The organism is Streptomyces durbertensis, assembly GCF_014156695.1.
In the GTDB taxonomy this organism is placed as follows: domain Bacteria; phylum Actinomycetota; class Actinomycetes; order Streptomycetales; family Streptomycetaceae; genus Streptomyces; species Streptomyces durbertensis.
The window spans coordinates 1-11,121 of record NZ_WMLF01000157.1; the positions used below are offsets into that span (position 1 = coordinate 1).

Below are 11,121 nucleotides of genomic sequence, written 5' to 3' on the forward strand. Positions count from 1 at the left end.
GGCCGGCACAGCCCCCGCACGGTCGCTGCCCGCCCCGCTGCCCGGCCTGGCTACGCGGTACCGCCAGAGGGATCCGCGGCCGCCCGGCGCACGGTGTCGGAGATCACCCGGACCACCGTCGCCGGATCATCGTTCATCGGTACGTGCCCGCAGCCGGGCAGCCGCACCAACCGGGCGCCCGGTACCACCCGCTTGGCACGCACACCCTGACGGGCCGGCAGCAGCAGGTCCCGAGCGCCCCAGGCGATCGTGACCGGGACGTCGGTGATGTCCTGGCGGAAGGCGGCCGCGGGGCGACGCCCCTCGGCCAGCGCGGACGCGAAGCCCGGCGCGTCACCGAGCGCCCGTACCTCCTCGGCCACCGCACGGGCCGGCCGCCGGCCGGGCCGTGCGTACACCACACCCGCGAGCACGGCGCGGCCGGCGGGGCTCCCGGCGAGCGTCCGCACCACCGGGTCCGGCAGCGCCCGGGCCGCCGCCCGCATCCCCCGCAGCACGGCGAACGCGCGAAGCCGTTCCGGTTCCGTCCAGAAGCCGGCGGGGGAGAACGCGGTCACCGAGCGGATCAGGCCGGCCGCGCCCAACCGCAACGCCAGCAGGCCGCCGAGCGAGTTGCCCACCACGTGCGGCCGCTCCAGCCCGAGGGCGTCGAACGCCGCGGCGAGCAACGACACGATCGTCGGCGGTGCGTACGGCCGTGCCGCGCCGCCGCCGGCCGGCCAGGAGGACAACCCGAAGCCGGGCAGGTCGACTTCGACCACGTCGTGGTCCGCGGCGAGCACGTCGCTCACCGGCTCCCACGCCTGCAGGTGGTGCCCGATGCCGTGCAGCAGCACCAGCGGCTCCCCGCCGCCGCGCCGCCGGTACCGCAACTCCACCGGCGGCAGGCCGTCGGTCTCCACGCGCACCACCGCGACGCCGCCCGCGTCCCTGTCGTCTCCCACGTCGAACCCTCCCGTGCCTTCCGGTCGCGCCCCGGAGCCCCGGGGCCGGCGGCACAGTCTGCCAGCGGCGACCCCGCGGACGAAGACGGTCGGCGCGCCGGTCAGAGCCCGCCGCTCACCCGCAGGACGGCCCCCGTGGCGTACGACGCGTCCGGGGACAGCAGCCACGACACCGCCCCGGCCACCTCGTCCGGCTCGCCGGGACGACCCAGCGGCACCCGGTCGGGAGCACGCCATGGCCGTTCCGGATCGCCCATGGCGGTGTGGATGTCGGTGAGGATCATGCCGGGCTGCACCGAGTTCACCCGGATGCCCTCAGCCGCCAGCTCCTTGGCGAGGCCCACCGTCAGGGCGTCCACGGCCGCCTTGCTCGCCGCGTAGTGCACGTACTCGCCAGGCGCGCCGAGTGTTGCCGCGCAGGAGGAGATGTTGACGATCGCCCCGCCCGCCCCGCCGTCCGACCGGCGCATCTCCAGAGCCGCGCGCCGTGCGCAGTACAGCGCGCCCAGCACGTTCACCTCCACCACCCGGCGCATCGTGGCGGGATCGGTCTCGGTGAACGCGCCCAACGGCCCGGTGATCCCCGCGTTGTTGACCAGCCCGGTCGGCCGCCCGAGGGCGCCGGACACCTCGTCGAAGAACGCCTCCACCTGCCGCTCGTCGGCGGTGTCCACCCGCAACGCCACCGCACGGCCGCCGTGCTCGCGTACGGCCGCCGCCGTACGTGCCGCAGCCTCCTCGTCCCTTTCGAAGCCGATCGCCACGTCGTGGCCCTCGGCGGCGAGGCGCCGCGCCACCGCCGCTCCGATGCCCCTGCCCCCGCCGGTGACCACCGTGACCCGCCGTGCCATCGTCCGTCCCTCTCCGCCTCGCCCGCCAGGGCGGGGAAACCCCCTCGTCAGGTCACCGAACCTACCCAACCCGGCCCGGGCGCCGGCAGCCGCCCCCGCACATTGGTCTTGACCAAGTACCCGGTGCCTTCTATCGTCACTAGCCATACGCAAGGACCTTTAATAAAGAAGCCCACGTAAAGCGGCCGACAGCCGCCGCCCCGGCGGGGACGCCGGGCGCGTACACCGGGGACAGCGGAGGCGCAGGGTGGGGACGACACAGCTGGAAGCGGCACCGGAGCCGAAGTACTGGCACCTGAAGACAGCTCTGACGGAGGCGTTGGACAACGAGTTCCAGGTCGGTCAGATCCTGCCGAACGAGCGCGACCTGGCGGCCCGTTACGGCGTCGCCAGGGCCACCCTGCGGCAGGCGCTGGAGCAGCTCGAGCTGGAGGGACGCCTGCAGCGGCGGCGCGGCATCGGCACCACCGTCGCCCCGCCGCGCGTCGGCGTCGACGTGTCCCCGGCCCACGACCGCTGGCCCGGGGCGCCCGGCGACGACTGGCAGATCGAGGGCACCGAACGCGCCGAACTGCCCGCGGCCGCCGCCCGACTGCTGGGCCGGGCCGTCGGCTGCCCGGCCCACCTGATCCGGCGCACCCGCCGGGCCCACGGCCAGCCCGTCGCCACCGAGGAGCTGTACCTGCCCGCCGCGTCCGGCGGTCCGGAGACGGCCCGGGCCGCGCTGGCCGCCCTGCACCGGCGTGAACTCCAGGGCCAGGAGCGTACGGTGGAGCTGGGCTCGGCCCGCGCCGAGGACGCCAGGCGTCTGGACCGGCTGCCCGGCTCGCCCGTCCTGCTCGTCACCACCCGCTACCTGGCGGACGACGGCCCCGCCGCCGCCTCGGTGGCGACCTACCGCGCCGACACCTGCCGCCTCACCTTCGGCGACACCGGCGCCATGGAACTGCTGGCAGGCTGATCGAGGGACCGGCCCGGCCGCCTGGCCGGCCGGTCCTCCCACGTGTCCGGCCGCCGAACCGGCCGGGCCTCCCGCGTATCCTCCGGCGGCATCAGCGCCGGACGCGGGCCCGCACGCCGCGCTGTTCGGCTCAGCGGCCCTCGACGCGAAACAACTGCTCCTCCACGTGGTCCAGCGCCAGCCGCAGCGCGCCCGTGGCCACCGCCGCGTCCCCGAGCATGGACAGCGCCACCCTCGGCGGGCGCAGGCAGTAGCGGGCGAGCTCCTCCCGCAGCGGCCCGAGCACGCCGTCCAGCCCGGCCGCCCAACCGCCGACCACCACCAGCTCCGGGTCCAACGCGAGGACCAGCGCGGCCACGTCGTGCACCAGGCGCTGGATGAATCGTTCCATCGCCTTGCCCGCCAGGTCGTCGCCCGCCCGGGCGAGCGCGAAGACCTCGGCGACGGCGGCCTCGTCCAGCGGGTGCAGCGGCTCGCCGGTGGTCGACAGCAGCCGCTCGGGGAAGGCCTCCCGACCCAGCAGGTGCAGCGCGCCGATCTCGCCGGCCGCCCCGCCGAACCCCCGGTGCAGCCGCCCGCCGATCAGCGAACCCGCTCCCGGGCTCAGCCCGGCCAGCACCATCACCACGTCGTCGCAGCCCGCCGCGACACCCAGCCAACGCTCGGCCACCACGGCCGCGTTGGCGTCGTTCTCCACCAGCACCGGACAGCGGAAGCGGCGCCGCAGCCGCTCGCCGAGCGGCAGCCCGGTCCAGCCCGGCAGCGCGGTGCACAGCCGCACACTGCCGTCGTCCCTGACGATCCCGGGAGTGCCGACACCGACCGCCCGGAGCGTGGAGCGCGCCACCTCGCTGCGGTCGAGCAGTTCCCCGGTCGTCTCGCCGACGAGTTCCAGCCGCTCCTCGGCGCCGGTGTGCTCCGAGGCGGCCCGGTCGGCGGTGCCCAGCCGGCGGCCGGCCAGGTCCGACAGGACCGCGGACACCCGGTGCGGGCCGACCTCCACGCCGAGCAGGTGCCCGGCCTCGGCCCGGAACCGGTAGCGGCGGGCGGGCCGGCCCTGCCGCCTGGTGTCGCCCACCACACCGGCGGACTCGGCCGCCAGACCGGCGTCCACCAACCCCTCGACGATGCCCTCAACCGTGGGGCGGGAGAGCCCCGTGGAGCGGGCCAGGTCGCTGAGGGTCAGTGGCTCGCGCGCGCCACGCAGTTCCCGCAGGACAACGGCCGCGTTGATCCTGCGCAGCAGCGACGGGTCCCCGCCGATGAGCCTGCCCACCGTTTAGCGCCTCCCTGCCGGCTGGTCGTGGCCGGATCGTATCGGCTGGTCCGTCGAGGGGCGAGTGCCCGCCCGCGGCGCCCGCCACGCGCCCGGACCCGCGCGGTTCACGGCCCGGAACGGCACGTTCCTCAGCCGGCCGGGCCCTCGGCGGCGTGCCGCAGCCTGCCGTACTCCTCGGTCAGCTTCGCGAGGGGCCATCCGGCGTTGAGCCCGCTGGGGTTGGGCAGCACCCACACACCGGTCCCGCCGATCCTCCGGGCCTGCCGCCCGACGGTCGCCTTCGGCTCCCCGAACGCCGTCCGGTAGGCGCCGATGCCCGCCACCGCGAGCCAGCACGGCCGGTACCGCTCGACCAGCGCGGCCAGCCGGCGGCCGCCCTCCCGCAGCTCGTCGCGGGTCAGCTCGGCGGCGGTCGCGCTCGGCCGCGCCACCACGTTGGTGATGCCCAGCCCGTACTCCAGCAGCTCGAACTGCTCGTCGGGCCGCAGCTGCCGGGGAGTCAGCCCGGCACGGTGCAGCACCGGCCAGAACCGGTTGCCGGGGCGGGCGAAGTGGTGCCCGGTCTCCGCCGACAGCAGGCCGGGATTGATCCCGCAGAACAGCACCCGCAGGCCGTCCGCGACGACGTCGGGCACCGGCCCGGTGCCCGACGTCGCGAAGTCGCCGGTCAGAGGATCGCTCCGGGCGTGTAGCCGGCCGCCTGCGGGTGGCGCTTGACGACCTCCTCGATCCGCGCCACGACCTCGGCCACCTGGCCCGCGGCGGCGCCGGTGAACGACAGCCGGTCCGCCAGCAGCGCGTCCAGCTCGGCGCGGTCCAGCGGCAGCCGCTCGTCGGCGGCGAGCCGGTCGAGAAGCTCGTTGCGCTCGGCGCCGGCCCGCAGCGCCAGCGCGGACGCCACCGCGTGCTCCTTGATCGCCTCGTGCGCGGTCTCCCGGCCGACGCCCGCCCGTACCGACGCCATCAGCACCTTGGTCGTCGCCAGGAACGGCAGGTAGCGGTCCAGCTCCCGCTCGACCACCGCCGGGAAGGCGCCGAACTCGTCGAGCACCGTCAGGAAGGTCTCGATCAGACCGTCCAGCGCGAAGAACGCGTCCGGCAGCGCGACCCGGCGCACGACCGAGCACGACACGTCGCCCTCGTTCCACTGGTCGCCCGCCAGTTCCCCGGTCATCGAGGCGTAGCCGCGCAGGATGACCGCGAAGCCGTTCACCCGCTCGCAGGACCGGGTGTTCATCTTGTGCGGCATCGCGGAGGAGCCGACCTGGCCCTCCTTGAAGCCCTCGGTCACCAGCTCCTGCCCGGCCATCAGCCGGATCGTCTTCGCCAGCGAGGAGGGCGCCGCCGCCAGCTGCACCAGCGCCGTCACCACGTCGTAGTCCAGCGAGCGGGGGTAGACCTGGCCGACCGAGGTGAACGCGTGGCCGAAGCCGAGGTGTCCGGCGATCCGCCGCTCCAGCTCGGCCAGCCGCTCCTGGTCGCCGCCGAGCAGGTCGAGCATGTCCTGCGCGGTGCCGACGGGACCCTTGATGCCGCGCAGCGGGTAGCGCTCCAGCAGCTCCTCCACCCGCCGGTGGGCGACCAGCAGCTCGTCGGCGGCGGTCGCGAAGCGCTTGCCCAGCGTGGTGGCCTGGGCGGCCACGTTGTGGGAACGGCCGGCCATCACCAGGGCGGCGTGCTCGGCCGCCAGCCGGCCCAGCCGGGCCAGCAGTGCCACGCCGCGGTCCCGCATCAGCTCCAGCGACAGCCTGATCTGGAGCTGCTCGACGTTCTCGGTCAGGTCGCGGGAGGTCATGCCCTTGTGCACGTGCTCGTGCCCGGCCAGCGCGTTGAACTCCTCGATCCGCGCCTTCACGTCGTGCCGGGTGACCTTCTCCCGCTCGGCGATCGACGCCAGGTCGACGTTCTCCAGCACCCGCTCGTAGTCGGCGAGCGCCTGCTCCGGCACGTCGATGCCGAGGTCGCGCTGGGCCCGGAGCACGGCCAGCCACAGCCGGCGCTCCAGCACCACCTTGTGCTCGGGGGACCACAGCTGGGCCAGCTCCGCCGAGGCGTAGCGGTTGGCGAGGACGTTCGGAATGCGCGGCTTGTCAGTCACGCCACCGGATTCTACGGGGTGTCCTCGCAGGCCAGCGGCGCCAGGTCGGGCCGCTTGGGGGCGCGTCCGTCACCGGAGGAGCGCCCGGTGAGCCGCCGGCCGATCCACGGCAGCAGATGCTGCCGGGTGAACCGCAGGTCGGCCCGTCGGCGGCTGGCCCAGGCGGCCGGCGGGGACGGCGGCAGCGGGGTGTCCCAGGCCTCGCGCGCCGGCAGGCCCAGCCGCTGCCACACGGCCTCGGCCACCCGGCGGTGCCCCTCCGTGTTCAGATGCAGCCGGTCGTCCGCCCACAGCCGCGGGTCGGAGAGTGTGCGCGCCCCGTACAGGTCGACGACCAGGGCGCCGTGTTCGGCGGCGAGCTTGTCGATGTGGTCGAACAGCTCCTCCATGCGGGGGCGGTAGCGCTCCAGCACCGGACCCTGCCGGCCGGGGCTGCGCATCAGCACCAACCGCCCGCAGGACGGCGCCAGCCGCCCCACCGCGTCCTCCAGCAGTCCGCGGACCCGGCCCATGTCGCAGGAGGGCCGCAGCACGTCGTTCAGCCCGCCGACGAGGGTGACCAGGTCCGCGCCCATCGCGGCGGCGACGTCGACCTGCTCGTCCACGATCTGCCCGATCAGCTTGCCGCGCACCGCGAGGTTGGCGTAACGGAAGCCGGGGGCGCGGGAGGCGAGGTCGCCGGCCAGGCGGTCGGCCCAGCCCCGGTAGTCGCCGTCCGGCAGCGCGTCCGACATGCCCTCCGTGAAGGAGTCCCCGAGGGCGACGTAACTGGCGAGGTCAGCTGTGTGGTCCATGACCGGACCATGGTATCCGGTTGCCCCGGTCAACGATTCCGGGTGCGGGTGGCCGCCGACGCCTCGGCGGCCACCCGCCTTCAGCGCTCCTCGGCGGCCCCCGGACGTCCGCCGGCGGGGGAGTGGCCCACCAGCTCCCGCAGCACGTCCTCCATCGTCACCAGACCCGCCGGCTGGCCGTCCGAGCCGATCACCGCCGCCAGGTGGGTGCCGCTGCGGCGCATCGCGCCCAGCACGTCGTCGAGCGGCGTCTCGGCCCGCACCCGGGCGATCGGCCGCATCGCCGCCACCGGGAACGGCGACGAGCGGGCCTCGGCGTCCAGCGCGTCCTTCACATGCAGATAACCCACCGCCCGGCCCGAGCCGTCGACCACGGGGAAACGCGAGTAGCCCGAGCTCGCCGACAGCCGCTCCAACTGCTCCGGGGTGACACCCATCCGAGCCGCCACCACCCGCGCCCCCGGCCGTACGACCTCCGACACCGGCCGGCGGCCCAGCTCCAGAGCGTCCCGCAGCCGGGCGGTGGCCCGCTCGTCCAGCAGCCCCGCGGCACGCGAGTCGGTGACCATCCGGGCCAGCTCGTCGTCCGAGAACACCGACTCCACGCCGCTCTTCGGCTCCACCCGCAGCAGCTTCAGCAGGGTGTTCGCGAACGCGTTCACGGTGAACACCACCGGCCGCAGCGCCCGGGTCAGCGCCGCCAGCGGCGGCCCCAGCATCAGCGCCGCCCGTTCCGGCTCGGCCAGCGCGATGTTCTTCGGCACCATCTCGCCGAACAGCATGTGCAGATATGTCGCCAGCGCCAGCGCCACCACAAAGGACACGGTGTGGGCCAGCGCCCCGCTCACCCCCGCCGCGACAAACGCCGGCTCCAGCAGATGCTCGATCGCCGGCTCCGCCACACCGCCGAGCACCAGCGTGGTGAGCGTGATGCCCAGCTGGGCGGTGGCCATCAGCGCCGACAGGTGCTCAAGCGCCCACAGCGTGCTGCGCGCACCCCGCTCACCGGCCTCGGCGCGCGGCTCGATCTGACTCCGCCGCACCGAGATCAGCGCGAACTCGGCTCCCACGAAGAACGCGTTCAGCAGGATCATCAACGCGCCGACGAACAGTTGGAGGAGCGTCATCGCCCGGCCCCCTCGTCCGCGTCGTCGGCGCCCTCGGCGTCCGCCGGGCGGGCCGGCGGCGCGGTCAGCCGCGCCCGGGAGACCCGGCGGCCCGCCGCGTCGACGACCTCGATCCGCCAGCCGCCCACCTCAAGCGTGTCGCCCTCCACCGGGATGCGCCCCAACTCGGTGGCGACCAGCCCGGCCAGCGTCTCGTAGGGGCCCTCCGGCGCCCGCAGCCCGATCGCCTCCAGCTGGTCGGTGCGGGTCGCGCCGTCCGCGTCGTACAGCTCGTGGCCCTCCTCGTCGGCGCCCAGCGGCGCCAGGTAGGGGGCCTCCTGCGGGTCGTGCTCGTCCCGGACGTCGCCGACGACCTCCTCGACGATGTCCTCCAGCGTCACCACCCCGGCCGTGCCGCCGTACTCGTCGATCACCACGGCCAGGCTGCGGGCCTCCGACAACCGGTCGAGCAGCCGGTCCACGGTCAGCGACTCGGGCACCAGCAGCGGCTCGCGCAGCAGCTCCAGCACGTTCTGCCGCGGACGCAGCTCCGCGGGCACGGCCAGCACGTCCTTGATGTGCACCACGCCGACAACCGTGTCCAGGCTCTCCCGGTACACCGGGAAGCGGGACAGACCGGTCGCCCGCGTCGCGTTGGCCACGTCCTCGGCGCTCGCCTGCACCTCGAGAGCGGTCACCTGGACCCTCGGCGTCATCACGTTCTCCGCCGTCAGCTCCGACAGGTGCAGGGTGCGGATGAAAAGCTCCGCCGAGTCCGCCTCCAGCACGCCCTCGCGCGCCGAGTGCCGGGCCAGCGCCACCAGTTCCTGCGGTGAGCGCGCGGACGCCAGCTCCTCCGTCGGCTCCAGACCCATCCTGCGGACGGTGCGGTTGGCGGTGTTGTTCAGATGCCCGATCAGCGGTCGGAACGCGGTGGCGAACAGCCGCTGCGGGGTCGCGATGCGCCGGGCGACCGGCAACGGCGAGGAGATCGCCCAGTTCTTCGGCACCAGCTCGCCGACCACCATCAGCACCACCGTGGAGATCAGCACCCCCAGCACCAGCGCCGCCGAGGTGGCCGCCCGCTCCGGCAGACCCAACGCGCCCAGCGGCCCGGACAGCAGGGCCGCGATGGAGGACTCGGCGAGCATGCCGATCAGCAGCCCGGTGACGGTGATGCCCAGCTGCGCGGCCGACAGCTGGAAGGTCAGCGACCGCACGGCCTTCAGTGCGCTCGCGGCGCCCGGCTGCCGCTCCCGTACCGCCTGCTCGAGGGCGCTGCGCTCCACGGTGGTCAGTGAGAACTCCGCCGCGACGAAGACGCCGCACGCCAGCGTCAGCAGCAGGGCTACGGTCAGCAGCACCAGCTCCAGCACGGGGTCACCTCCCCGGCGGCCGGCGGGCCGACGACTGCGGCCGGGCCGGCGGGAGCGCGGCGACCGGTGTCACATCCGGTCCAGCCGTGCCCGAGGGCGGTACGTGGCGGTGCGAAGGGTGTTCTGGGACTGGGAGGCTCGCCCATGGACGGACGCCGACCCCTTTCGATGTTCCGTGGGACTGTGTTCCCACAGCGTACGGGAGCGTGAGCGGGGGCGCGCCAGCGTAGGCGGCGCGCCGGGGGGCTCACAACGGTTTCACCCAGCGACTCCACCGCGCCTCACGCCGGTAGCCGGCCGCGTGCCAGGCCCGCTGGGCCGGCGCGTTGTGGTCCAGCACCATGGCGTCGCCGCGCCGCCCGCCCAACGCGGCGAAGCGCTTCTCGGCCGCCGAGAGCAGCGCCCGCGCGACCCCCCGGCGGCGGTGCTCCGGATGCACGGCCAACCGGTACAGATGGCAGCGCCAACCGTCGAACCCCGCGATCACCGTCCCCACCAGCTCACCGTCCCGCTCTGCCAGCAGCAGCGCCTCGGGGTCCCGACGGACAAGCCGCGCCACCCCGTCCTGGTCGTCGCTGATACTCGTCCCCTCCGCGGCCTCACGCCAGAACCGCAGCACGGCCTCGATGTCCGCCCCGGTCGCACGGCGGATACACAGATCGTCCATACCGTGAGCCAAGCAGGCCACCGACCCGCCCCGCGAGTGGGTTTCGCCCCCGCCGCCGGCCTCACTTCTTCGGGCGCCGCCGCGGCAGGCGGGGGAGGGGCGCGCCGAGGCGGACGCGGCCCACGCCGGCGGAGAAGTGCGCCACCGGTTCGCCGGACGGCGGGGGCAGGCCAGCCGCCGCCGTCAGGGTCTCCTCCCACGTCTCCACCGTCGCCCGGCGCAGTGACCACGGCTCGTGGAAGACGGGAACCCGCCAGCACACACCGAGGCGGCGGCTGTACGCACGCCAGCGTCCGGTCAGCCACACGTCCCGGCCGGACGGCGTGATCGGCGCGCCCGGCCGCACGGTCAGCAGGTACGACGGGAAGCCGCCCGCCCGCGTGCCCTCGTAGTGGACCCGCTCCCCGTCACCGGTGACCCGGAGACGACCAAGCCGGTACGGCACGCCAAGGGCCCGCGCCGCCAGCAGCGGCGGCCACGTCACCTCCAGCGAGAAGAACCAGAGCCCGTCCCGCCCGTCCGGGCCGCGCACGCACGTCCGGAGGTTGGTCTCCGGGAACGTCGCGAGCCCCGGCAGCCGGGCCCGCACACCGGGACCGCGCGCCCCGGCCATCACAAACGGCGTCAGACTCACCCAGGCCGCCCCCTCGTACCGGTCCACGGTCAGGCCTCGGGGGAGGAGCGCCTGCACCCGCTCGGGAGGGTACGGCCAGTGCAGGAAGGTCTGAGCGGACCAGGTGGCCCGGAGCACCGGAAACCGCACCCCCTGCTCCGGTGCGACCGCCACCACGCCGCCCGGGTTTCCCGGCGGCGGCCCGGCAAACCGCGCCCCCGGCCCTGGTCACTCGTGGGCGATGGCGGCCAGTACGTTCATCCGGGAGGCGCGCAGGGCCGGCAGCACCGCGGCGGTCAGACCCACCAGCACGGAACCGACCGCGACCGCGGCGACCGTCGACCAGGGCACCGCCAGGACCGTCAGCCCCTCAAGCGCCAGCAGCCGGTGCAGCGCGAGCCCCCACACAGCCCCCAGCGCCAGCCCCAGCAC

General features: G+C 74.9%; 12 protein-coding genes. 1 reads left to right on the forward strand and 11 read right to left on the reverse strand.

Annotation, left to right across the window (positions count from 1 at the left end):
- Window positions 1–50: 50 nt before the first annotated feature.
- Both GL263_RS12835 and GL263_RS12840 read right to left on the reverse strand, forming a co-directional pair.
- Complete coding sequence (locus GL263_RS12835) at window positions 51–944, reverse strand: alpha/beta fold hydrolase (RefSeq protein ID WP_438947953.1); 894 nt, start codon at window positions 942–944, stop codon at window positions 51–53.
- Between the two features lie 101 nt (window positions 945–1,045).
- Complete coding sequence (locus GL263_RS12840) at window positions 1,046–1,795, reverse strand: SDR family NAD(P)-dependent oxidoreductase (protein WP_182855799.1); 750 nt, start codon at window positions 1,793–1,795, stop codon at window positions 1,046–1,048.
- Between the two features lie 247 nt (window positions 1,796–2,042).
- Here GL263_RS12840 and GL263_RS12845 point away from each other — a divergent pair, with 247 nt between their 5' ends.
- The gene (locus tag GL263_RS12845) at window positions 2,043–2,756 is read left to right on the forward strand and encodes a GntR family transcriptional regulator (protein ID WP_182855800.1); all 714 of its coding nucleotides are present in this window, start codon (window positions 2,043–2,045) and stop codon (window positions 2,754–2,756) included.
- A 130-nt stretch (window positions 2,757–2,886) separates the two neighbouring features.
- Here GL263_RS12845 and GL263_RS12850 read toward each other — a convergent pair whose 3' ends face one another.
- From GL263_RS12850 to GL263_RS12890, 9 genes are all read right to left on the reverse strand, one after another.
- A complete protein-coding gene (locus GL263_RS12850) occupies window positions 2,887–4,032 on the reverse strand; it encodes an ROK family transcriptional regulator (protein ID WP_182855801.1) in 1,146 nt (381 codons plus the stop codon).
- Between the two features lie 131 nt (window positions 4,033–4,163).
- Window positions 4,164–4,670, reverse strand: coding sequence for a G/U mismatch-specific DNA glycosylase (gene mug / locus GL263_RS12855; RefSeq protein ID WP_323379370.1), 507 nt, complete (start codon window positions 4,668–4,670; stop codon window positions 4,164–4,166).
- A 32-nt stretch (window positions 4,671–4,702) separates the two neighbouring features.
- Entirely contained in the window at window positions 4,703–6,133 is a 1,431-nt protein-coding gene (gene purB / locus GL263_RS12860) for an adenylosuccinate lyase (protein WP_182855802.1), read from the reverse strand.
- An 11-nt stretch (window positions 6,134–6,144) separates the two neighbouring features.
- Window positions 6,145–6,927 (reverse strand): SGNH/GDSL hydrolase family protein, encoded by a 783-nt coding sequence (locus GL263_RS12865; RefSeq protein WP_182855803.1) that lies wholly within the window; start codon window positions 6,925–6,927, stop codon window positions 6,145–6,147.
- A gap of 80 nt (window positions 6,928–7,007) precedes the next feature.
- The gene (locus tag GL263_RS12870) at window positions 7,008–8,054 is read right to left on the reverse strand and encodes a hemolysin family protein (protein WP_182855804.1); all 1,047 of its coding nucleotides are present in this window, start codon (window positions 8,052–8,054) and stop codon (window positions 7,008–7,010) included.
- Window positions 8,051–9,409: a hemolysin family protein gene (locus GL263_RS12875; RefSeq protein ID WP_182855805.1), complete on the reverse strand. Its 1,359-nt coding sequence runs from the start codon at window positions 9,407–9,409 to the stop codon at window positions 8,051–8,053. Before GL263_RS12875 ends, GL263_RS12870 begins: the two co-directional genes overlap by 4 nt.
- A 247-nt stretch (window positions 9,410–9,656) precedes the next feature.
- Complete coding sequence (locus GL263_RS12880; protein ID WP_182855806.1) at window positions 9,657–10,076, reverse strand: GNAT family N-acetyltransferase; 420 nt, start codon at window positions 10,074–10,076, stop codon at window positions 9,657–9,659.
- A gap of 61 nt (window positions 10,077–10,137) precedes the next feature.
- Window positions 10,138–10,839, reverse strand: coding sequence for a YqjF family protein (locus GL263_RS12885; RefSeq protein ID WP_323379371.1), 702 nt, complete (start codon window positions 10,837–10,839; stop codon window positions 10,138–10,140).
- 78 nt (window positions 10,840–10,917) lie between these two features.
- On the reverse strand, window positions 10,918–11,121 hold a 204-nt coding region (locus GL263_RS12890; RefSeq protein ID WP_182855808.1), incomplete at its 5' end, for a hypothetical protein.

Bases quoted from the DNA above. Each gene is read 5' to 3' on its own strand.
- GL263_RS12865 (WP_182855803.1), bottom strand. From the start codon at position 6,927: ATGGACCACACAGCTGACCTCGCCAGTTACGTCGCCCTCGGGGACTCC.
- GL263_RS12840 (WP_182855799.1), bottom strand. From the start codon at position 1,795: ATGGCACGGCGGGTCACGGTGGTCACCGGCGGGGGCAGGGGCATCGGA.
- GL263_RS12880 (WP_182855806.1), bottom strand. From the start codon at position 10,076: ATGGACGATCTGTGTATCCGCCGTGCGACCGGGGCGGACATCGAGGCC.
- GL263_RS12870 (WP_182855804.1), bottom strand. From the start codon at position 8,054: ATGACGCTCCTCCAACTGTTCGTCGGCGCGTTGATGATCCTGCTGAAC.